This is a genomic window from Vibrio sp. D404a, from assembly GCF_030248535.1.
Taxonomy (GTDB): domain Bacteria; phylum Pseudomonadota; class Gammaproteobacteria; order Enterobacterales; family Vibrionaceae; genus Vibrio.
In genome coordinates this window covers 12,279-33,976 of the sequence record NZ_JAHGAJ010000016.1, presented here as the reverse complement: position 1 = coordinate 33,976, position 21,698 = coordinate 12,279, and the positions used below count along the sequence as shown (strand labels likewise).

At 46.2% G+C, this 21,698-nt stretch carries 19 protein-coding genes; 12 read left to right on the top strand and 7 right to left on the bottom strand.

The features are described 5' to 3' along the window. The first annotated feature begins 14 nt into the window (after nt 1-14). Entirely contained in the window at nt 15-905 is an 891-nt protein-coding gene (gene nhaR / locus KI655_RS09230) for a transcriptional activator NhaR (protein ID WP_285403885.1), read from the top strand. 104 nt (nt 906-1,009) lie between these two features. Beyond that, entirely contained in the window at nt 1,010-1,303 is a 294-nt protein-coding gene (locus tag KI655_RS09225; RefSeq protein ID WP_285403883.1) for a metalloregulator ArsR/SmtB family transcription factor, read from the top strand. Between the two features lie 136 nt (nt 1,304-1,439). Here KI655_RS09225 and rpsT read toward each other — a convergent pair whose 3' ends face one another. Beyond that, nucleotides 1,440-1,700 (bottom strand): 30S ribosomal protein S20, encoded by a 261-nt coding sequence (gene rpsT / locus KI655_RS09220; RefSeq protein WP_032553178.1) that lies wholly within the window; start codon nt 1,698-1,700, stop codon nt 1,440-1,442. Between the two features lie 251 nt (nt 1,701-1,951). Between rpsT and murJ the strand changes: the two genes are divergently transcribed. The 6 genes from murJ (at nt 1,952) to ispH (ending at nt 9,787) form a co-directional block, all read left to right on the top strand. Then, nucleotides 1,952-3,514 carry a murein biosynthesis integral membrane protein MurJ gene (gene murJ / locus KI655_RS09215; protein ID WP_373417282.1) on the top strand — a complete coding sequence of 521 codons (1,563 nt, stop codon included), beginning with the start codon at nt 1,952-1,954 and terminating at the stop codon, nt 3,512-3,514. 70 nt (nt 3,515-3,584) lie between these two features. After that, on the top strand, nt 3,585-4,520 hold the full coding sequence (gene ribF, locus KI655_RS09210) for a bifunctional riboflavin kinase/FAD synthetase (protein WP_150895806.1): 936 nt from the start codon (nt 3,585-3,587) through the stop codon (nt 4,518-4,520). 63 nt (nt 4,521-4,583) lie between these two features. Next, the gene (gene ileS, locus KI655_RS09205) at nt 4,584-7,421 is read left to right on the top strand and encodes an isoleucine--tRNA ligase (RefSeq protein ID WP_285403877.1); all 2,838 of its coding nucleotides are present in this window, start codon (nt 4,584-4,586) and stop codon (nt 7,419-7,421) included. 220 nt (nt 7,422-7,641) lie between these two features. Next, a complete protein-coding gene (lspA, locus tag KI655_RS09200; protein ID WP_285403875.1) occupies nt 7,642-8,142 on the top strand; it encodes a signal peptidase II in 501 nt (166 codons plus the stop codon). A gap of 126 nt (nt 8,143-8,268) precedes the next feature. Continuing rightward, nucleotides 8,269-8,700, top strand: a complete 432-nt coding sequence (gene fkpB, locus KI655_RS09195; RefSeq protein ID WP_285403872.1) for an FKBP-type peptidyl-prolyl cis-trans isomerase — start codon at nt 8,269-8,271, stop codon at nt 8,698-8,700. A gap of 142 nt (nt 8,701-8,842) precedes the next feature. Beyond that, nucleotides 8,843-9,787 (top strand): 4-hydroxy-3-methylbut-2-enyl diphosphate reductase, encoded by a 945-nt coding sequence (gene ispH / locus KI655_RS09190; RefSeq protein WP_285403870.1) that lies wholly within the window; start codon nt 8,843-8,845, stop codon nt 9,785-9,787. 121 nt (nt 9,788-9,908) lie between these two features. On the opposite strand, the gene btsR is transcribed toward ispH, so the two are convergent. The 3 genes from btsR to KI655_RS09175 form a co-directional block, all read right to left on the bottom strand. Next, on the bottom strand, nt 9,909-10,640 hold the full coding sequence (gene btsR, locus KI655_RS09185) for a two-component system response regulator BtsR (RefSeq protein WP_285403868.1): 732 nt from the start codon (nt 10,638-10,640) through the stop codon (nt 9,909-9,911). 68 nt (nt 10,641-10,708) lie between these two features. Beyond that, nucleotides 10,709-12,379 (bottom strand): sensor histidine kinase, encoded by a 1,671-nt coding sequence (locus KI655_RS09180; protein ID WP_285403866.1) that lies wholly within the window; start codon nt 12,377-12,379, stop codon nt 10,709-10,711. 192 nt (nt 12,380-12,571) lie between these two features. Next, the gene (locus KI655_RS09175) at nt 12,572-14,059 is read right to left on the bottom strand and encodes a carbon starvation protein A (RefSeq protein ID WP_285403864.1); all 1,488 of its coding nucleotides are present in this window, start codon (nt 14,057-14,059) and stop codon (nt 12,572-12,574) included. A gap of 290 nt (nt 14,060-14,349) precedes the next feature. On the opposite strand from KI655_RS09175, the gene KI655_RS09170 reads away from it, so the two are divergent. Next, on the top strand, nt 14,350-14,700 hold the full coding sequence (locus KI655_RS09170; protein ID WP_285403862.1) for a DUF2799 domain-containing protein: 351 nt from the start codon (nt 14,350-14,352) through the stop codon (nt 14,698-14,700). Between the two features lie 144 nt (nt 14,701-14,844). Here the strand turns inward: KI655_RS09170 and murQ are convergent, their stop codons facing one another. Both murQ and KI655_RS09160 read right to left on the bottom strand, forming a co-directional pair. Further along, nucleotides 14,845-15,774: an N-acetylmuramic acid 6-phosphate etherase gene (gene murQ, locus KI655_RS09165; protein WP_285403860.1), complete on the bottom strand. Its 930-nt coding sequence runs from the start codon at nt 15,772-15,774 to the stop codon at nt 14,845-14,847. A 31-nt stretch (nt 15,775-15,805) separates the two neighbouring features. Continuing rightward, a complete protein-coding gene (locus KI655_RS09160) occupies nt 15,806-16,921 on the bottom strand; it encodes an anhydro-N-acetylmuramic acid kinase (protein WP_285403858.1) in 1,116 nt (371 codons plus the stop codon). Nucleotides 16,922-17,020: 99 nt separating this feature from the next. Between KI655_RS09160 and nagZ the strand changes: the two genes are divergently transcribed. The 3 genes from nagZ to tyrA all read left to right on the top strand — a co-directional run bounded on the left by nagZ (nt 17,021) and on the right by tyrA (nt 20,501). After that, on the top strand, nt 17,021-18,010 hold the full coding sequence (gene nagZ, locus KI655_RS09155; protein WP_285403856.1) for a beta-N-acetylhexosaminidase: 990 nt from the start codon (nt 17,021-17,023) through the stop codon (nt 18,008-18,010). Between the two features lie 247 nt (nt 18,011-18,257). After that, nucleotides 18,258-19,331: a 3-deoxy-7-phosphoheptulonate synthase gene (locus KI655_RS09150; protein WP_150895798.1), complete on the top strand. Its 1,074-nt coding sequence runs from the start codon at nt 18,258-18,260 to the stop codon at nt 19,329-19,331. A gap of 42 nt (nt 19,332-19,373) precedes the next feature. Continuing rightward, the gene (gene tyrA / locus KI655_RS09145; RefSeq protein ID WP_285403853.1) at nt 19,374-20,501 is read left to right on the top strand and encodes a bifunctional chorismate mutase/prephenate dehydrogenase; all 1,128 of its coding nucleotides are present in this window, start codon (nt 19,374-19,376) and stop codon (nt 20,499-20,501) included. 157 nt (nt 20,502-20,658) lie between these two features. Here the strand turns inward: tyrA and KI655_RS09140 are convergent, their stop codons facing one another. Then, nucleotides 20,659-21,696, bottom strand: coding sequence for a M23 family metallopeptidase (locus KI655_RS09140; protein WP_285403851.1), 1,038 nt, complete (start codon nt 21,694-21,696; stop codon nt 20,659-20,661). Nucleotides 21,697-21,698: the final 2 nt, after the last annotated feature.

Sequence of the window (21,698 nt, the reverse complement as noted above, 5' to 3'; positions counted from 1 at the left end):
TACACGGCGTAACTATGTCGCATCTCAATTACAATCATCTCTACTATTTTTGGATGGTATGCAAACAAGGCTCGATCACTAAAGCCGCTGAAGCACTGTTTCTAACTCCTCAAACTGTTACTGGACAAATTAAAGCGCTCGAAGAGCGAATGGATGGCAAGCTCACTAAGCGTAACGGTCGGAGTGTAGAGCCTACCGAGCTTGGACAGCTGGTCTTTAAATACGCGGATCGTATGTTCGGTTTGAGTTATGAGATGCTTGATATTGTGAATTACAGTCAGCACTCGAATATTTTGTTTGATGTCGGCGTTGCCGATGCTCTCTCGAAAAGGCTGGTCAGCAAGATATTGATGTCGACCATCCCGGAAGATAACAGCATCCATCTTCGCTGTTTTGAATCGACCCACGAAATGCTGCTTGAACAACTCTCACAGCATAAGCTTGATATGATCTTGTCAGATTGCCCTGTGGATTCTAGTCAAAGCCCGGGTTTGTTTAGTAAGAAGTTAGGCGAGAGTGGGATGAGCTTCTTCTGTACCGGTAAGGTTGAGAATGTGAGTTTCCCAGCAGTACTAGAGCAAAGAAAGCTGTTAATTCCAGGAAGCAGAACCTCGATGGGGCGTAAAGTTCTGCAGTGGTTTGATAGACAAGGCTTAAAACCAGACATTCTGGGTGAGTTTGATGATGCTGCTTTAATGAAGGCGTTTGCCCGTTATCATCACGATGCCATTTTCCTAGCGCCGACTCTCTACCTATCAGAGGTTGAAGAAGATACATCTTTACAAATGTTGGGTGGTATTGAGGAGCTGAAAGAAGAGTATTACGTTATATTCGCTGAGAGGATGATCCAACATCCGGCAGTAAAAAATGTATGCGACGCAGATTTTAGTAATTTGTTCGAGTGAGTTAGTTTGTTAATGAATTGATATCGATTATCATAACTCTACAATATGCCGTAAGTAGTACTGATAGCCCGTAGTTGGCGTTGAAGGTAGTAGGGAGCCAAACTATGAACTTGCAAGAAATGGAGAAAAACTCGGCCCAAGCCGTAGTGTTGTTAAAAGCGATGGCTAACGAACGTCGTCTACAGATTTTGTGCTTGTTGCATGGTACAGAGTTATCGGTAGGTGAGTTGTGTAATAAGTTAGCGCTTAGCCAGTCGGCTTTGTCTCAACATTTAGCATGGTTAAGACGAGATGGTTTAGTTGAAACGCGTAAAGAGGCTCAAACGGTTTACTACACATTGAGTAGTGAAGAAGTGAAGGCGATGATTACGTTACTGCATGGTATTTACTGCAAGTAATATCGTGTAAGGCGAGAGTTTCAGAGAGCACATGGATGTGTGTCATCACGGCAAATGAAGCCAAAAGGCAAATCGCAGATATAAAAAAACCGGCCAAGGCCGGTTTTTTTCGTTTTGCTTTGAAATCAAGTCTCTATTAAAGAGCTTTGATTGCAGCAGCGAAACGAGACTTATGACGAGCAGCTTTATTCTTGTGAATAAGGCCTTTAGTCGCCATGCGGTCTAGAAGTGGTGTAACTTCTACGAAAGCAGCAGTTGCAGCTTCTTTATCGCCAGCTGCGATAGCTGCGATAGTTTTTTTCATGTAAGTGCGCATCATAGAACGACGGCTAGCGTTGTGCTGGCGACGTTTCTCAGCTTGGATAGCGCGCTTCTTAGCAGATTTACTGTTTGCCAAGGGTCTAACTCCCAAAAACTTAGTTCGGTGACAATTTAAGGGCGAGGACTATCCCTCATTTGCGCTTAATTGTCAAATGATTTGTGCAAAAACCAATCGTAGCCAAACAAATTTTGGAATGGAAAGGTTATCGCGGTTAAGATGGCGGGGATTCTAACAGCATTTTTAGACCAATGCTAATAAATATGCTTCTAACGATCGGATAGTATTTATCCTCGCTTAGAACTAATCAATCAGTGTCAGAGGTTTTTGTGAGTAAACGACTATTAAAGTCAGGCATGATAGTAAGTGCGATGACTTTTGTTTCCCGTGTATTGGGACTTGTGCGCGACGTTGTCGTGGCCAATTTGATGGGTGCTGGGGCCAGTGCTGACGTTTTTTTCTTCGCCAATAAGATCCCTAATTTCCTACGTCGTCTGTTTGCTGAAGGCGCCTTCTCACAAGCCTTTGTTCCTGTTCTAACTGAGTATCACGCTGCGGGAGATAAAGATAAGACTCGCGAATTGATAGCTAGGGTGTCTGGTACGCTCGGGGTTCTGGTCTCGATTGTCACTCTTGTTGGTGTGATTGGCTCTGGTGCCATTACAGCACTGTTTGGTGCGGGTTGGTTTATCGACTGGCTTAATGGTGGTCCGTCGGCTCATAAATTTGAGTTAGCCAGTTTGATGCTCAAAATCACCTTTCCTTATTTATGGTTCATTACCTTCGTTGCTTTATCTGGGGCGATTCTTAATACCTTAGGTAAGTTTGCGGTCTCCTCTTTTACGCCTGTGTTCTTAAACGTCATGATCATAGGCTCTGCGCTTTTTATTGCACCGAATCTAGAGCAACCTGAAATTGGATTGGCGATTGGTGTCTTTTTAGGCGGCTTGGTTCAGTTTCTGTTCCAATTACCCTTTTTAATTAAAGAGGGCGTTTTAGTTAAGCCTAAGTGGGGTTGGCGCGATCCTGGCGTTGTTAAGATCCGTACTTTGATGATCCCTGCGCTGTTTGGTGTGTCAGTTAGCCAAATTAACTTGCTGTTTGATACCTTTATTGCCAGTTTCCTAGCTACAGGCTCTATCAGTTGGCTTTATTACTCTGACCGCCTTTTAGAGTTTCCATTAGGCTTGTTTGGTATTGCTATCGCAACCGTGATTCTGCCTGCGCTATCTCGTAAATATGTCGATGCACAAGGTGAGGGCTTTGCTCATACTATGGACTGGGGGGTGCGCATGGTTCTGTTGCTGGGTATTCCTGCTATGTTCGGCTTGATTGTGCTAGCGAAGCCTATGTTGATGGTGCTGTTCATGCGTGGTGAGTTTAGCCCTCATGACGTGGAGCAGGCTTCGATGTCTCTGGTCGCTTATGCGTCGGGTCTACTTAACTTCATGTTGATTAAGGTGCTAGCGCCGGGTTACTACTCACGCCAAGACACTAAAACCCCAGTTAAGTACGGTATTATCGCAATGGTAAGCAATATGGTGTTTAATGCCATCTTTGCTTATTTCTATGGTTACGTAGGTTTGGCGATTGCGACCGCGCTGTCGGCCTTTGTCAATATGGCTCTGCTATATAGAGGCTTGCACTTGGCGGGCGTATACCATTTAACTAAGACAACCTTAATCTTCAGCGCTAAGTTGCTGGTGGCAGGTGCGGCAATGGTTGCGGTGATTTTATGGCAACTTGAGAGTATGCAACAATGGCTTGAATGGAGCTTCAGTTATCGAGCGCTTATGCTTACAGGCTTGATTGCGCTTGGCGGCTTTGCTTATATTGTCTCTGTGTTCGCTTTAGGTATCCGAGTAAAACATTTAAAAGCAGCGACAGAGTAATACTGATTAGTATATAATCCGTCGGTTTCACACAATGAATGATGCAAATAACAGATTTTAGCTGGTCGTAATGGAACTAATCCGAGGCATTCACAATATTAAAGCGCAGCATCACGGCTGTGTATTAACCATAGGCAACTTTGACGGTGTACATCTAGGACATCAGGAAGTACTGAGCCAGGTATCCAAGCAAGCTGCGGCATTGGGCTTACCCTCTGTTGTGATGACGTTTGAGCCTCAGCCCATGGAACTGTTTGCTCGTGACAAAGCCCCTGCACGTTTAACTCGTTTAAGAGATAAGTTCGTGCAGCTGAGTAAGCTGGATATTAGCCGTTTATTGTGTGTCAATTTTAACCACTACTTCGCGAACCTATCGGCGGATGCTTTTATTAAAGATCTGTTGGTGGACAAACTTGGTGTGAAGTTTTTGGTGGTGGGTGATGACTTCTGCTTCGGTAAAGGTCGCACCGGCAATTTCGCTATGCTTAAAGAAGCGGGTGAAAAGTATGGTTTTGAGGTGGTTAGTACCCAAAGCTTCTGCTTAAACCAGCTGCGTGTAAGTAGCACTGAAATACGCAATGCTCTAGCGGTTGACGATTTAACCTCTAGCGCTGCCATGTTAGGGCGTGATTACAGTATCAGTGGTCGTGTGTCTCATGGGCGTAAACTGGGAAGAACCATAGGTTTCCCAACGGCGAATATCCCACTTAAACGTTGTGTCTCTCCAGTCTCTGGGGTGTATGTTGTTGAAGCAGTCGACATCGATGGTTCACCTGTCGGTGGTGTTGCAAATATCGGACAACGACCAACCGTAAATGGGGTTCGTCAGCAACTAGAAGTGCATTTTTTTGACTTTAAAGCCAATTTATATGGTAAACAGTTAGAAGTACGTCTTTTGCACAAATTGCGCGACGAGAAAAAATTTGAATCGTTCGACGCACTAAAGAATCAAATAGAATTGGATGCTGAAGCAGCAAGGGTGTGGCTGCGTCAGCTAAAGAATTAATCGGTTGATTCCACCGATTAACATAATGTCTAACTTCGCCCAATATAACGGAATTAAGAATCGATGAGTGATTATAAAGATACCCTGAACTTACCTGAAACAGGGTTTCCAATGCGCGGTAATCTGGCAAATCGTGAGCCAGAAATGCTTAAGCGTTGGTACAAAGAAGATCTTTACGGCGAAATCCGTAAAGCGAAGAAAGGTAAAAAATCTTTCGTACTGCATGATGGCCCTCCTTACGCGAACGGCGATATTCACATTGGTCACGCGCTAAACAAGATTCTTAAAGACATTATTATTAAATCTAAGACTCTGTCTGGTTTTGATGCTCCATACATCCCAGGTTGGGACTGTCACGGTCTTCCAATCGAGCTGATGGTTGAGAAGAAAAAAGGCAAACCAGGTCAGAAGATCTCTGCTTCTGAGTTCCGTGAAGAGTGTCGTAAGTACGCTGCGGGCCAAGTTGAAGGTCAAAAAGAGAGCTTTAAACGTCTAGGTATCATGGGTGAGTGGGACAAGCCATACCGCACTATGGACTTCGGCACTGAAGCAAACATCATCCGCGCTCTAGGTAAAATTGCAGACAACGGCCACCTACTGAAAGGTTTCAAACCTGTTCACTGGTGTACTGACTGTGGTTCTGCTCTAGCGGAAGCGGAAGTTGAGTACAAAGATAAAGTTTCTCCATCAATCGACGTGAAATTCACAGCGGCTGATGAAACTGCGCTAGTTTCTAAATTCAAGCTAGCTGAAGGTCACGAAGGCCAGGGCGATATCTCTATCGTTATCTGGACTACAACACCATGGACACTACCTGCAAACCGCGCAGTATGTCTACGTGACGATCTTGAATACGTTCTAATCCAAGTAGAAGCGAATGGCGATCAAGCTGCACAGCGTATCATCGTTGCTTCTGAGCTAGCTAAAGATGTAATGGATCGTGCGGGTATCGAGCACTTCCATAACCTAGGCTTTGCAAGCGGCGCTGATCTTGAGCTAACTCAGTTCAACCACCCATTCTACGACTTCACTGTTCCTGCGATCCTTGGCGATCACGTAACAACGGATTCAGGTACTGGTGTAGTTCACACAGCACCGGGCCACGGTCAAGAAGACTTCGCGGTTGGTAACAAGTACGGTCTAGAAGTAGCAAACCCAGTAGGTTCAAACGGTGTCTACCTACCTGACACTGAGCTATTTGCTGGTCAACACGTATTTAAAGCGAACGACTCTGTACTTGAAGTACTGAAAGAGAAAGGCGCTCTACTACATCACCACGCTTACGAGCACAGCTACCCACACTGTTGGAGACACAAAACGCCAATCATCTTCCGTGCGACACCACAATGGTTCGTATCGATGGATCAAGCTGGCCTACGTGCTAAAGCTCTTGAGTCAATCAAGGGTGTTGAGTGGATGCCTGAGTGGGGTCAAAGCCGTATCGAAGGTATGATCGAAGGTCGCCCTGAGTGGTGTATCTCTCGTCAACGTACTTGGGGTGTGCCAATCGCTCTGTTCGTTCATAAAGAGACAGCAGAACTGCACCCGAACACGCTTGAGCTTATCGAGCAAGTTGCTCAACTTGTTGAGCAGAAAGGTATTCAAGCTTGGTGGGATCTAGAAATCTCTGACCTACTAGGCGAAGAAGCGGACAAATACGAGAAAGTACTAGATACACTAGACGTATGGTTCGATTCAGGTGTAACACACTACTCAGTTGTTGACGCTCGTGAAGAGTACAACGGCAACAAAGCTGACCTATACCTAGAAGGTTCAGACCAACACCGTGGTTGGTTCCAATCTTCTCTAATTTCATCTATCGCGATGAAAGACGAAGCGCCATACAAGCAAGTGCTAACACACGGCTTCGTAGTAGATGGTAACGGCCGTAAGATGTCTAAATCTATCGGTAACGTTGTTGCACCTAAAGATGTAACCAACAAGCTAGGTGCAGATATCCTGCGTCTATGGGTTGCTTCTACAGACTACACAGGTGAAGTAGCGGTATCTGATGAGATCCTGAAGCGTTCAGCAGATGCTTACCGTCGTATTCGTAACACAGCGCGTTTCTTCCTAGCGAACTTGAACGGTTTCAACCCAGAAACTGACCTAGTTCCAGCTGAAGAGATGGTGGCACTAGACCGTTGGGCTGTAGGCCGCGCACAAGCTGCACAAGAAGAGATCGTGAAAGCATACGGTGAGTACAACACTCACGGTGTAACTCAACGTCTAATGCAGTTCTGTTCTATCGAGATGGGTTCTTTCTACCTAGATGTAATTAAAGACCGTCAGTACACAGCGAAGAAGGGCGGCCACGCTCAACGTAGCTGTCAGACTGCGCTTTACTACATCGTAGAAGCTCTGGTTCGTTGGATGGCACCTATTATGTCGTTCACAGCAGACGAAATCTGGAACGAGATGCCAGGCCAACGTGACAAGTTCGTATTCACTGGTGAGTGGTTCGAAGGTCTATTTGGTCTAGCGGAAGGCGAAGAGCTTAGCAACGAATTCTGGACTGAAATCCAATCTGTTCGTGGCGCAGTGAACAAGCTTCTTGAAGACGCTCGTAAAGAGAAAACTATCGGTGGCGCACTGCAAGCTGAAGTGACTCTGTACGCAGACGATGCACTAGCGGCGAAAATCAACAAGCTAGAAGACGAACTACGTTTTGTTCTTCTAACTTCAGCTGCTGTTGTTAAGCCTCTAAGCGAGAAGAGCGATGCAGCACAAGCGACAGACCTTGAAGGTCTATTCGTTGAAGTTGCAGCGACAGAGAACGAGAAGTGTGACCGTTGTTGGCACCACACGCCAGACGTTGGCACAATTGAAGGACACGAGAAGATCTGTGGCCGTTGTGTGTCTAACGTTGATGGTGAAGGCGAAGTTCGCAAGTTCGCATAACTTAGAGCAAGAGTTCTCGGAACTTTATTGAAATATTATAGCCCCAGTATCTACTGGGGTTATTTTTAACTGAGATAAAATACTCGAGCATCGCGGCTTGTCATTTTTATGCAGTGACGCGCAACATGATTGCAGATGGTGAAGAGGTCTTCATCTTGCCCTTTCATGTGCGTATCTTGCTGTATAGAATAGTGAAGTTCATAGATTTATAGGAATAAGCATGAGTGATTTTTCACTAAAGCAGTCAGGCGTACGTTGGTTATGGCTGGCTTTATTGGTCTTTCTTGCGGACATTGGCATCAAGTTGTTTGTGATGGACAACATGGGTTACGGTTGGGCAAACCGCATTGAGGTACTGCCATTCTTTAACTTCTTGTACGTTCATAACTATGGTGCGGCTTTCAGCTTCTTGAGTGATCAAGGTGGTTGGCAGCGTTGGTTGTTCACCGGGATTGCGTTTGTGGTCACTGGTATGCTGACGTACTGGATGAGCAAACTGCCAGCAAGCGAGAAGTGGAACAACATCGCTTATGCGATCATCATAGGTGGTGCGGTAGGTAATGTATTCGATCGCGTGGTACACGGTTTTGTTGTCGATTACTTAGACTTCTACTGGGGTACATACCACTGGCCTGCATTCAACTTAGCGGATATGGGTATCTGTATCGGCGCTGCGATGATCATTCTCGATGGTTTCCGCAAAAAAGATGAGAGCAAATAGGCTCTACAAGTCACTTAATGACTCACAGATTGTAATAGCCCTAAGCGCTGTCGGTTGATTCCGGCGGCGCTTTTTGTTTATCCTCTGTGAGGAAAATAATAATTGATATAACCCAAGGATAGTAACGTGACCGCAATTAAGAATGACTCCGCAGTAACGCTTCATTTTACGATTAAGATGAAAGACGGTTCTGTTGCTGATAGCACCGAGAACATGGGCAAACCAGCAAAATTCGTTATGGGTGATGGCAGCCTGAGTGAGAACTTTGAGCAGTGCCTGCTTGGCCTTGAAGCTGGTACGCAAAAGTCGATTGACCTGAAAGCCGAAGATGCATTCGGTTTGCCAAACCCAGATAATGTTCATCATATGGATCGCGCACGTTTTGCTGGCGATACTGAGATTGAAGTAGGCACTATCATGGCTTTTTCTGGTCGTGATGGTATGGAAATTCCGGGCATCATTACCGACATTGCTGGCGACTCTGTTACTGTGGACTTCAATCACCCACTGGCAGGTCAAGACGTGACGTTTGATGTGAATATCTTGGAAGTGGAATAAGCGGCGATTCATCTTTGCCAACAATTCGATACTTCACTGTCTTTGCGCTTCACTGTAGAATGCCCGCTTCGCTGAACGCGAACTGTAGAAATGATCTTGGTCGCGCTGAAAGCGATTCGCAATAAAAGAACTGAGCAATAAAATGAAAATAATGTTAGCTAACCCGCGTGGTTTTTGTGCCGGTGTTGATCGAGCGATCAGTATCGTAGAACGCGCTCTAGAAATGTATCAACCGCCGATTTATGTTCGCCATGAAGTGGTGCATAACCGTTTTGTTGTTGAAGGTTTGAAGCAGCGTGGCGCGATTTTCGTGGAAGAGCTTCATGAAGTTCCAGACGATAACATTGTTATCTTTTCTGCTCACGGCGTCTCTCAAGCGGTTCGTAAAGAAGCCAAAGAGCGCGACCTAACGGTTTTTGATGCGACTTGTCCTTTGGTGACTAAAGTACATATGGAAGTGGCTCGTGCGAGCCGTAAAAATATGGAAGTGGTCTTGATTGGTCACGCAGGTCACCCCGAAGTAGAAGGCACCATGGGCCAATATGCGAGTGATACTGGCGGCATGTACTTGGTTGAGAAGCCAGAAGATGTGTCAAAGCTGGTGGTGAAAGATCCAAGCAACCTTCACTACGTAAGCCAAACAACACTGTCGGTTGATGAGACTGCGGATGTGATTGAAGAGCTGCGCCGAGTGTTCCCAGAGATCCAAGGCCCGCGTAAAGATGATATCTGCTACGCAACGCAAAACCGTCAAGATGCAGTGCGTGATATGGCGAACGACGTTGATGTGGTGATTGTGGTTGGTTCTAAGAACTCATCGAACTCAACACGCTTAAAGGAACTGGCTGAAAAGCTTGGCACTCCGGGTTACCTAACAGATTGCCCAGAAGACATTCAACCAGAGTGGGTTGAAGGTAAGAAGAAAATCGGCGTGACGGCAGGTGCTTCTGCGCCAGAAGAGCTGGTGAATCAGATCCTAGATCGTATCCGTGAATTGGGTGCTGATGGCATTGAAGAGATCCAAGGCCGCGAAGAGAACATGTTCTTCGAGGTACCAAAAGAGCTGCAGATTAAACAAGTCGACTAGTCTTTATCGATGAGTGACACCTGCGATTCGCAGATACTAAAAAGCCAACGTTGATACGTTGGCTTTTTTGATCGTGCTAATTGTTGCTCGCGTGAGGAGTTATGAGTGTATTAGCGAAGAGTTATTGAATACCAAGTTGCTCTTTGAGCGTTTTCAGATAACGGCGGCTAACAGGGACTTCAAAGCCGGTGAGGGTGATGATCTCTGCCAGTCCATTCTCTAGTAACTTGATCTCTTGGATCGCTTTTATATTGATCAAATACTGGCGATGACAGCGGATCAGATCGGTTTTCTCTTCCAGTACTTTGAGCGTCAATTGAGAAGAGGCGGTTTGCGAAGCGCTGCGGACATGCACACCACTGAGATCAGAGTAAGCACACTCGACCGTTTGGCTTGCCATGATCACAATGCGGTTGTGACCGATACATGGGATCTGCTCAAGATGAGATGGCGCAATGGCATTGATGTCTTGCTCTGGTGTTTGTAGGCTCTGCTTAATCACCTTACAGAGGCGCGAGACACTCTTGTTTAGTCTGCATGGTTCAACCGGTTTGAGAAGGTAATCAAAGGCGTTGTCTTCAAAGGCTTGAATCGCATATTGGTCATACGCGGTGACAAACACCACGTAAGGCATATTCTCAGGATCAAGCATACTCAGCAGTTCAATACCGGTGATCTGCGGCATTTGAATATCTAAATAGACGACGTCTGGCTTTAGGTGATTGATCTGCTTTAGTCCTTCGATGGCATTGCTGGCTTGGCCTATCACGTCCACTTTTCCTGTTTCGGTGAGTAGCTCAATCAGCTCTTCGCGAGCAAACAGCTCGTCATCTACTACTAATGCCTTTAACATCCAATTACCTTAATCCCATACGCCTGTGAAGTCTGTTTTCAGTATACGCTGTTATGTTGAATCGCGCGTTACAGAGCCTTTGGAATGATAAAGCTCATGCGCGTAAATTGCTGTGGTTGAGATTCTATTTTTAGAGATGAGTCTTGTCCAAAGAAATTGGTTAGGCGCTTGTTCACAATCTCCATGCCTAGTCCAACATGATCGCTGCTTGGCTCCTGATAACTGCCTGCATTATCTTCAACAGTGATTCGATAGCCGTCTTGGTATCGCTCGCTGTAAATTTTAACCTGACCGCCTTCGAGTAGATTAGAGATGCCGTGTTTGATGGCGTTCTCCACCAATGGCTGCAAGGTAAAGCTTGGCAGCTCCATTTCATAGAGTTGCGGATCAATATCCCACTCGATCTCTAAGCGGTCGGTAAATCGCGCCTTCTCGATAGTGAGGTAGGCATTCACGTGCGCCAGCTCGTCCTTGAGCTTAACGGTGTTGATGTTCTGTTTAAGATTACTTCTAAAGAAGTGCGATAAGTGCTGGATAAGCTCTCGCGCTTTGTTTGGTTCACGCCTTGTCACCGCACTGATGGTGTTCAAGGCATTAAACAAGAAATGTGGATTGACTTGCGCATGCAGTAGTTTAATTTCAGCCTGTGTCAGCAAGGTTTGCTGTTGTTGATAGTTGCTAAACAGAATCTGGCTCGATAGCAGCTGGGCGATACCTTCACCCATCGACATATTGATGGTCGAAAAGAGTTTAAGCTTCGGTTCGTAGAGCTTGATGGTTCCGACAACCTCGTTCCCCGCACGCAGTGGGATAATCAAAGCAGAACCTAACTTACAATCTGCTGAGAGAGAGCACTGATATGGGTTCTCTTTGCCATCTAAGTAGATGATGTCGTTCTTATCCATCGCCGTTAAAGTGCTTTGAGACGAGATCGGAGTATTAGGGATATGGTGCTCATCGCCAATACCAACAAACGCGAGAATCTTCTCTCTATCGGTAATTGCCACTGCGCCAACGTTGGTCTCTTCATAAATAATACGAACAATCTTTTGTGCGTTGTCTGAGTTAAAGCCGCCATGAAGAATACCAACCGAACGCTCGGCAATGGTCAGTGCGCGGCGCGAAAAGGTCGCAGAGTATTTTTCAAAGATGGTTTTTCTATCTTGGATGATGCTCATGAACAGCGCAGCACCGACTGAGTTTGCAATGATCATTGGCGCTGCAATGTCGGACACCAGTGCATAGGCTTGGGCAAATGGTTTAGCGACCGCCAACAGGATCAGCATCTGAATGATTTCAGCAAACAGGGTCACGGAAAACACCACCATCGGATTGAACAGCTGACTCGCTTTGTTCTTACGCACCAAATAGACGTGCAGCAGGCCACCAATCAAGCCCTCAGCTGTGGTCGATATGGCGCACGCTAAGTCGGTGAATCCACCTAAGGTGTAGCGATGGATACCACCTGTAAAACCGACAGCAAAGCCCACGACTGGGCCTCCAAACAAGCCACCCATTACTGCGCCCATCGCTCTGGTGTTAGCGATCGCATCGTTGATCTGCAAGCCGAAGTAGGTACCCATGATGCAAAACAGTGAGAACAGAATATAACAGCTGACTTTGTGGCTCAGTCGAGATGAGATACTCAACAGTGGCAAGATCAAAGGGGTCTTACTGATCATATAAGCCAGCACTAAATAGACACAGGTTTGTTGAAGTAGCGAGAGAATCAGTTCCATATATCCACTATTGAGGTATCTGCACCGGAGATGTGAGGCGCTGATTGACTCTGTCATCAATGCAGCATCGGTTATGGTTATAGTGTAAAGGGCTTTCGCCTTATAACGCAAAGCCCATCACTAGGATGGGCTTTGTAGAGTTTCCAACCTTAATTTAAGGTGGAGCAAGCGAAGGGATTTGCACCCGATAAGCTAGGCTGTTTTAGTCACGCCTTTTGCTTCTTTATCTTCATCAGCAAGGTCAGTTTCGCCTTTGCCTTTAGAAATCTTAATCACGTAAGCTGCAACACCTAGTGCACTAATCACACCAACGATAGTTGAGATTTGCATTGGTAAGCCGAAGCCCAGTTGGCTGTTGTTCAGGATGAATGTGATACACACAGACGTCATGAAGATAGCTGGAACCGTCGTTACCCAGTGCAGTTTGTTGTGACGTAGTAGGTAAGCAGAAGCTGTCCACAGCATCATTACTGCTGTTGATTGGTTAGCGAAACCGAAGTAGCGCCAGATGATGCCGAAGTCTACTTGAGTCAGGATGCCACCGATAACGAATAGTGGTAGAGCCATCAATAGGCGGTTACGCAGTGTCTTCTGTTCCATGTTGAAGTATTCAGCAAGGATTAGACGGCTTGAGCGGAATGCTGTGTCACCAGAAGTGATTGGTAGGATAACCACGCCTAGGAAAGCAAGGATACCGCCGAATACACCCAGTAGGCCGAATGAAGCGCTGTATACCACGTTACCTGGACCGCCGTTTGCGACTGCTTCAGATAGAGATTCAACTGAACCGAAGAATGATAGTGCAAGTGCACACCAGATTAGAGCGATGATGCCTTCACCAATCATTGCACCGTAGAAGACGAAGCGACCGTTCTTCTCGTTTTCCATACAACGCGCCATCAGTGGTGATTGAGTTGCGTGGAAGCCAGAGATTGCACCACAAGCGATAGTGATGAATAGAGCAGGCCATAGTGGTAAATCATTCGGGTTCATGTTAGTGAACATGTCGCTGATCTCAAAGCCACCCATGATTTGGTGCTCATCTGAGAAGCCAATTGCTGTGATTAGGCCAACAGACATAAAGATAAGCAGTGCGCCGAACAGTGGGTAGAAGCGACCAATGATTTTATCAACAGGGACAATTGTTGCGATGATGTAGTAAGCGAAGATAACCACAACCATCGTTGTTGCAGACATCGCGAAGTCAGTTTGGTCGTTTACTAGGTTCGTGATCATGCCTGCTGGAGCTGATACGAATACCACACCAACTAGAAGCAGTAGAACAATGGCAAAGATGTTCATAAAGTGTTTTGCGCCATTGCCTAGGTAACGTCCAGTGATGGTAGGAACCGAAGCTCCGCCATTACGGATAGATAACATACCTGAGAAGTAGTCGTGTACGGCACCTGCGAAGATACAACCGAGCACAATCCAAAGCATTGCTGCTGGGCCGTATAAGGCACCCATGATAGGGCCGAAGATTGGACCAACACCTGCAATGTTAAGCAGTTGCACAAGGTAAACCTTTGGTGTCGACATTGGAACGTAATCCACACCATCTTGTTTTGTATGAGCCGGAGTTTGGCGTTTTTCGTTTATGCCGAACACCTTCTCAATGAAAGTGCCATAAAGAAAGTAACCGCCGATGAGTGCCGCAACACAGGTTAGAAACCACATCATAATCTGTTATCCCTGAATGTATTAATTAAGTCAGGGTGGATAATAAGCGAGCAGTTGGCGAGAAGCTTGTGCTTAAGACGTTAGTGGTCGTATAGCGATTTAAGTGGCGCTGTGGTTGATTGAGTGGTTTTCAGATTTGTTAAGCGGTTGGGTGCCAGGTTAAGTGGTTTTGTCTCGAACTAAGCGGCGACTTAGGGGAAGCAGTGGACATTTTAGCGGGTTAAGCGGAGAATCGAGATACGTCGGCTAGTGATAGCACCTAATGAATAATAAGAAGATAAGGGATTCAAATGAAGAAAGTAACCGTAGCCTTGCTATTGACTCTAGGTATGACAGGCTGCGCGACAAACGTGCAAGACTTAGCAGCAGAGGGAAATTGGCAAGAGATTGGCTACCGTGATGGCGTAAGAGGTAATACTCAGCGTTCCTATTCTGAGATGACCAAGCTGGGCGCTGTCGATCAAGCCGCATACAGCGAAGGTTACTACCAAGGTGTCAGTGAATACTGTAACCCTAACCATGCTTATCAGATCGGTCTTTCTGGTCAGGTTTATGAAGGTGTCTGTTCTGGCACCGAAGATGCTCAGCGTTTTCGTATGGAGTGGCAACGCGGCTGGGATGAATTCTCAAACGATCACTAACGAGCCGTATGATGCGATGAGAAAAAGCACCGACTATCCGGTGCTTTTTACTTTTTACTTATCGCTTATCGCTTATCGCTTATCGCTTATCGCTTATTGCTTTGAGAAGGGTGAACTCAATTAAAGAGTGCACACCTTGATGCGCTACTCGTTCGGTTGATTGTGCTCAACCGCTTTACGCAGGAAACCATCTTGCTGGTTCAGTTGCTGTTTTGCAGCTTCTAGGTTTAATCCCGTCAGTATCATTAGGATCGCCAGTTTCACATCGTAGCTGGTCTTTTCCAGCGTTTCTCTTGCCACCTCTTTATCGCAATCTGTCGCCTGCATAACGATTCGAGCGGCGCGAGCTACCAGCTTTTCATTGGTGGCTTTAACATCCACCATTAGGTTTTGATAGCTTTTGCCAATGCGGATCATACTGGCAGTGGTCAGCATGTTGAGCACCAGTTTTTGAGCGGTGCCTGATTTGAGACGGGTCGAGCCAGTGAGCGCTTCAGGGCCCACCACTGGGCTGATAGGAATTTTAGCCAACTGAGCGATAGGTGAGTCAGGGTTACAAGAGAGTGACACTGTGGTCGCGCCAATCTCATTGGCGTATTTGAGCGCACCAATCACATACGGAGTGCGACCACTGGCCGCGATACCCACAACGATATCTTTAGCATTAAAGTGAATCGCTTTAAGATCGTCAACGCCGAGCGTGAGTGAGTCTTCTGCTCCCTCTTTCGCTTTTAATATCGCTTCTGGGCCTCCTGCAATTAGTCCGATAACGAGCTGGTCGGAAACGCCAAATGTCGGTGGGCACTCTGAAGCGTCGAGTACGCCGAGTCGGCCACTGGTGCCAGCGCCCATATAGATAAGGCGACCGCCATTACGAAAGGCGTCGGCGATATGGTCAACTGCGTTCGCTATCTGTGGTAGCTCACTTTCGATGGCGAGTGGTACCTGTTTGTCTTGTTGGTTGATTTTCTCTACTACTTCCAGAGAGGAGAGCAGATCAATGTCCATGGTTTCAGGGTTTCTACCCTCAGAGACTAAGTGTGATAGTGCTGAAATAAGAGCGTCGTTACTCATAAATATCCTTAAATCTAATCTCTATTGATGGTCAGTTTGCGCGGTACAGCACGCCAAGAGAAGCGCTTTGTGAAGCTCCTGTCACCTCGGGAAGGTTGCTTGGTAGCTTATGTACGTAACGTTGAGCCAGCCATGCAAATGCCATGGCTTCCATGTAATCGGCATCGACTCCTTTAGCGGAAGTAGAACTCACTTGCCAGTCAGGAAGCAGCTTCGCAAGGCGCCCCATCAAAAGTGGGTTTCTGACACCTCCACCACATACATATAAGGCAGGGGATGAGCCAGATTGATGCTTCACGACTTCATTAGCTATGGTGATGGCGCTGTACTCACAAAGGGTGCGCTGTACATCGGGTTTCGATATTACTGGTAATGCCTTTAATTTGTTTTCCAGCCAAGGCAGATTGAACAGCTCTCGTCCTGTGCTTTTCGGTGGTAGCCCAGCAAGGTAGGCTTCTTCAAGCAGTGAATTCAGTAGCGCCGAATTTACTTGGCCACTGCGAGCAAACTCGCCATCTTGGTCATACTTTTTACCGCAGTGTTTGTTTACCCAAGCATCCATCAACATATTGCCCGGGCCTGTGTCATAACCCAGCGTTGGTTTGTCTGGTTGAAGTACTGAAATATTCGATATGCCACCAATGTTTAGTACCACTACGCTGCTCTCTTTGGCCTCAAATATGGTTCGATGAAATGCAGGTACCAAAGGTGCTCCTTGCCCACCCAACGCCATGTCTTTGCGACGAAAATCAGCTAAAACATCAATATTGGTTTTCGTCGCAATGATATTGGCATCACCTAACTGCATAGTAAATGGGTGATTCCCACTAGGCTGATGAAATACAGTTTGGCCATGATTGCCAATTGCTTTGACAGCTGAAGGGGGAGTCTCTGACTTTTCTAAGAGTTGCAGCACTGCATCTGCGAATAAGTGACCAAGCTGATGGTCAAGTTCACCAATGGTTATCAAATCCGTTTGTTGACCAATACAGACGTCAAGTAAGCGTGTTTTGAGCGTATCAGGCATGGCAAATTCATCATGGGCAATGAGCTCAATCTGGTTGCCTACGATGCTCACGAGCGCAGTATCGACTCCATCCATACTGGTCCCTGACATAACGCCGATGTATAACTCTTTATGATCCATTCCTAAACTCTTTTGGCCGTGAATTAAAAACATTGTAATGCAAATTCAAACGGAATAACCTCGTGAAGATTATCAATTTTGGCTTAGTAAGGGATAAATATGGGACCGTTGTGGGTAGATGTTGCAGGCTACGAGCTCACTGCTGAAGATAGAGAAATTTTAGAGCACCCAACTGTGGGTGGATTGATCTTTTTTGCTCGTAACTATCATGACAGCAAACAACTTGCCGCGCTTACTAAAGAGATTCGAAAAGCAGCCAAGCGTCCTATCTTAATTGGTGTTGACCAAGAGGGTGGACGAGTACAGCGCTTTCGCGACGGCTTTTCTATTATCCCTGCGGCCCAAGAATTTGCTCAATACCGTAATGGTGAGCAATTAGCCGAGCAAGCTGGTTGGTTGATGGCGGCAGAGTTAGTCGCGCATGATATAGACCTGAGCTTCGCGCCAGTATTAGATAAAGGCCACGACTGTAAAGCGATAGGCAATCGAGCGTTTGGTGAGGATATTGATACCATCGTTCGTCATAGTAGCGCGTTCATTAAAGGCATGAAGTCGGTGGGCATGGCTACAACGGGTAAGCACTTCCCAGGACATGGTGGCGTGATTGCAGATTCGCATCTAGAGACACCTTACGACCCAAGAGATGACATTTTTGAAACAGATATGGCGATCTTCAAGGCGCAAATTGAGGCGGGTATTCTGGATGCAATGATGCCGGCGCATGTGGTTTTCTCGAACTACGATGACAAGCCAGCAAGTGGCTCACGCTATTGGCTACAAGATGTGTTGAGAAAGCAGCTTGGTTTTAAAGGTTTGGTATTTTCCGATGACCTGACAATGGAAGGGGCTGCGATCATGGGGGGGCCAGCACAAAGAGCGCAAGCTGCGCTAGATGCCGGATGCAATATGGTGTTGATGTGTAATAAACGAGATGCACAAATTGAGGCTTTGGATAACCTTGAGATACAAAGTGTACCTATGGCGCAGTCATTGTTGAAAAAGCACGCTTTTGACTTGGCGACATTGCAGTCGGACACTCGATGGAAAGAGGCGTCTGAGCAGATGGCGCGCATACTCGACCGTGGGTAATAAATAAACACATTTGAATTTTTTAGAAGGCGATATGATAAATATCGCCTTTTTTGTTTATAGAAAGCCTGATTTCCTTCCTTTTTCTATCCAAGCCTAACTAAACTCAAAGTGTAAATTTAAATTTACATTAAATGTTTTTTATTGTTTACACTTGCAATCGTTTCTATAGCTGTTATTTTAGTTTTCAAAGATTGTTAGCCCATATGGATTACTTGGGTGTAAAGAAAAGAATACAGGTTGAGTTATGCAGAAAAGTGAATTAAGCAATGTTAATATTATCGACGAACAGGTACTGATTACTCCAGACGAGTTAAAAGCAAAATTACCTCTGAGTGATAATGCTCGTCGTTTTATTCAAGAATCTCGTCAAACCATCGCCAACATCATCCACAAGAAAGATCACCGTATGCTGGTGGTATGTGGCCCATGTTCGATTCACGACGTTGAAGCTGCTAAAGAGTACGCAAAACGCCTGAAAGCACTTTCTGAAGAGCTAAGTGATCAACTTTACATCGTAATGCGTGTGTACTTCGAAAAACCACGTACAACCGTTGGTTGGAAAGGTCTAATTAATGACCCGCATCTAGACGGCACATTTGATATCGAGCATGGTCTTCACGTAGGTCGTGAACTGCTGGTTGAATTGGCAGAGATGGAAATCCCACTAGCGACTGAAGCTCTTGACCCAATCAGCCCACAATACCTAGCAGACACATTTAGCTGGGCGGCGATCGGTGCTCGTACTACTGAATCTCAAACTCACCGTGAGATGGCAAGTGGTCTATCTATGCCAATCGGCTTCAAAAACGGTACTGATGGCAACCTAGGTACTGCGATTAACGCGATGCAAGCAGCCTCTTCAAGCCACCGTTTCATGGGTATCAGCCGTGAAGGTCAAGTTGCGCTACTTACAACTCAAGGTAACCCAAATGGCCATGTGATTCTTCGTGGTGGTAAGCAAACTAACTACGATTCTGTTTCGGTGCATGAGTGTGAAGAAGAGCTATCAAAAGCAGGTCTAGGTGCTGCACTTATGGTTGATTGTAGCCACGCTAACTCTCGTAAAGACTTCCGTCGTCAACCGCTAGTTGCTGAAGACGTAATCCACCAAATTCGTGAAGGCAACAAATCAATTATCGGTTTGATGATTGAAAGTCATCTTAACGAGGGCAACCAATCTTCTGACATTCCTCTCGATCAGATGAAATACGGCGTTTCAATTACCGACGCGTGTATCAATTGGGATTCAACTGAGGCACTATTGAAGCGTGCACACACGGAACTAGTCCCATTCTTGGAAAATCGTCTAAAAGGCTAGTGCCAGCACAAATCGAGGCTTAAGGATTAGAAAGGAAGAAGAATGGCCGTTGAACTGAACGAATTACGCGACCAAATTGACGTTGTCGATAAACAGATGTTAGAGCTTCTTGCCCAGCGCTTGGCGCTGGTTGAGAAAGTAGGTGAGGTGAAAAGCGAGCACGGTTTACCGATTTATGTGCCTGAACGTGAGGCAGCGATGCTTGCATCTCGCCGTGCAGAGGCTGAAAAATTAGGTGTGCCGCCACAGCTTATTGAAGACATTCTGCGTCGTACTATGCGTGAGTCGTACGCAAGTGAAAAGGATTCGGGCTTTAAGTGTCTGAACCCTGAACTGCGTTCAGTTGTTGTTATCGGTGGTAACGGCCAGCTGGGTGGTCTATTTGGGCGTATGTTCAAGCTATCTGGCTACGATGTAAAAGTGCTAGGTAGTAAAGACTGGGACAAAGCAGACGAACTACTGAAAGACGCAGGTCTTGTGGTTGTTACTGTGCCAATCCACCTGACCGAGGGCGTTATTGATAAGCTGAACAACTTGCCAAGTGACTGCATTTTGTGTGACTTAACGTCAATCAAGTCTAAGCCATTGCAACGTATGTTAGCGGTTCACCAGGGCCCTGTAGTTGGTCTGCACCCAATGTTTGGCCCAGATGTACCAAGCCTTGCGAAGCAGGTTATTGTCTACAGTGATGGTCGTGGACAAGAGAGTTACCAATGGCTACTCGAGCAATTCGGTATCTGGGGTGCGAGCCTATGCAGTATGGATGCGCAAGAGCACGATCACGGCATGACGCTGATCCAAGCGCTGCGCCACTTCACTTCATTTGCTTACGGCCTGCACCTAAGCAAAGAGAACCCGAATATTGATCGCCTGCTTCAACTGAGTTCACCAATCTACCGCCTTGAGATTGCGATGGTTGGTCGTCTATTTGCTCAAGACCCGAATCTATACGGTGACATTATTCTCTCTTCAGATGAAAACATCGCGATGATTCGCCGCTTCCACCACTGCTTTGGTGAAGCTCTGAAGATTCTGGAAGGCAAAGACAAGGCTCAATTCGTTGAAAACTTTAATGAAGTGAGCGAGTGGTTTGGTGATTACTCACAGCAGTTCCTGCAAGAGAGCCAAAGTCTTCTTAAGCAAGCACATGACTCGATTCATCGTGGCTAGCCTGCGCTGGAGTTAGCTCAAATAATATTGAGTCAAGAATAGATAGAAAAAGAGCCACCTAATTTAGGTGGCTCTTTTTTATTTAATTATCATTGATTTAAAAGTTATTGGCCTACTGTAGGTAAAAAGATCATCATAGGCTAAAAGCTCTTAAGCGTTAGTTGGTTGCGAGTGTTGCCTTTGCCTTGGTCTCATCACTCGACACGGTTTCAATTGATGAGTTGATGTAAGGCACATTGGTCAGGTTGATTTGCAGACGCACAACATTATCGATGAGTTGAACCAGGGGCCCCCATTTCACCTTCTTCTCTTTCTCAAACACATAGTTGAAGTTCTCTGGTGTCCAGTCCATCAAGTATTGTGGATTCAAAGAGCGACCCAAAAAGCGTACTTCGTAGTGCAGGTGTGGGCCGGTTGAGTTTCCTGAGTTACCACAGCTTGCAATCACATCACCCTTACTTACAAACTGACCGCTGCGAACCTTAAACTTCTGCAGGTGAGCGTAAGAGCTCATGAAGCCAAAAGAGTGGCGCATGGTCAGGAAGTTACCAAAGCCTTTCTTACTCGGGCGCACGGTTTCAATGACACCGTCAGCAGGTGCAAGAATATCTTCACCGCGCTTACAGGTGAGATCGATACCAGTGTGAGTATGACGCTTGCCTGTAATAGGGTTGATACGACTCCCGTATGATGATGAGATGCGTTGATAAGCCATTGGACTATCGTTAGGGATTAAGCGGAACATGGTTGCACGTACCGCCGAGTCGATGGCCGCGGCGTCGATTCGCTCTTCAAGAGAGGTCTCATCGTTAACCAGTTCTTCATCGGCAAGGCCAAGTACTGACTCAACGTCGAATACACGCTTGCCGAGCAATTGAATAGTGCCTTCTTTTTCCGTTAGAGCTTGTGCTAATGAGTGATTGGTTTCAATCTGCTCATCGTACATAAACTCCATATTGTCTTTCTCAACAATCAAAGTCTCGATCAGCTTCTGTGCATCATGGGCCTGATCAGAGGCGTGTTGTTCAGATGCAGATAGCTTCTGCTGACCGTCGTAATGTAGATAGATTGCACCGCCAATTAAAAGGGGAACGGAAAGGACTGCAGAGGTGCAAAAGAGCACGGCTTTACGGCCGAAGTAAAATGTCTGCTCCCCTTGGCTAGAAGGAACAGTAATCGAAATTTTCTGAGACATGA

Excerpts from the sequence above, each read along its gene's own strand:
- nhaR (WP_285403885.1), top strand. The coding sequence starts at position 15 with ATGTCGCATCTCAATTACAATCATCTCTACTATTTTTGGATGGTATGC.
- KI655_RS09225 (WP_285403883.1), top strand. The coding sequence starts at position 1,010 with ATGAACTTGCAAGAAATGGAGAAAAACTCGGCCCAAGCCGTAGTGTTG.
- ribF (WP_150895806.1), top strand. The coding sequence starts at position 3,585 with ATGGAACTAATCCGAGGCATTCACAATATTAAAGCGCAGCATCACGGC.
- ileS (WP_285403877.1), top strand. The coding sequence starts at position 4,584 with ATGAGTGATTATAAAGATACCCTGAACTTACCTGAAACAGGGTTTCCA.
- lspA (WP_285403875.1), top strand. The coding sequence starts at position 7,642 with ATGAGTGATTTTTCACTAAAGCAGTCAGGCGTACGTTGGTTATGGCTG.
- ispH (WP_285403870.1), top strand. The coding sequence starts at position 8,843 with ATGAAAATAATGTTAGCTAACCCGCGTGGTTTTTGTGCCGGTGTTGAT.
- btsR (WP_285403868.1), bottom strand. The coding sequence starts at position 10,640 with ATGTTAAAGGCATTAGTAGTAGATGACGAGCTGTTTGCTCGCGAAGAG.
- KI655_RS09180 (WP_285403866.1), bottom strand. The coding sequence starts at position 12,379 with ATGGAACTGATTCTCTCGCTACTTCAACAAACCTGTGTCTATTTAGTG.
- KI655_RS09175 (WP_285403864.1), bottom strand. The coding sequence starts at position 14,059 with ATGATGTGGTTTCTAACCTGTGTTGCGGCACTCATCGGCGGTTACTTT.
- KI655_RS09170 (WP_285403862.1), top strand. The coding sequence starts at position 14,350 with ATGAAGAAAGTAACCGTAGCCTTGCTATTGACTCTAGGTATGACAGGC.
- murQ (WP_285403860.1), bottom strand. The coding sequence starts at position 15,774 with ATGAGTAACGACGCTCTTATTTCAGCACTATCACACTTAGTCTCTGAG.
- KI655_RS09160 (WP_285403858.1), bottom strand. The coding sequence starts at position 16,921 with ATGGATCATAAAGAGTTATACATCGGCGTTATGTCAGGGACCAGTATG.
- nagZ (WP_285403856.1), top strand. The coding sequence starts at position 17,021 with ATGGGACCGTTGTGGGTAGATGTTGCAGGCTACGAGCTCACTGCTGAA.
- KI655_RS09150 (WP_150895798.1), top strand. The coding sequence starts at position 18,258 with ATGCAGAAAAGTGAATTAAGCAATGTTAATATTATCGACGAACAGGTA.
- tyrA (WP_285403853.1), top strand. The coding sequence starts at position 19,374 with ATGGCCGTTGAACTGAACGAATTACGCGACCAAATTGACGTTGTCGAT.
- KI655_RS09140 (WP_285403851.1), bottom strand. The coding sequence starts at position 21,696 with ATGTCTCAGAAAATTTCGATTACTGTTCCTTCTAGCCAAGGGGAGCAG.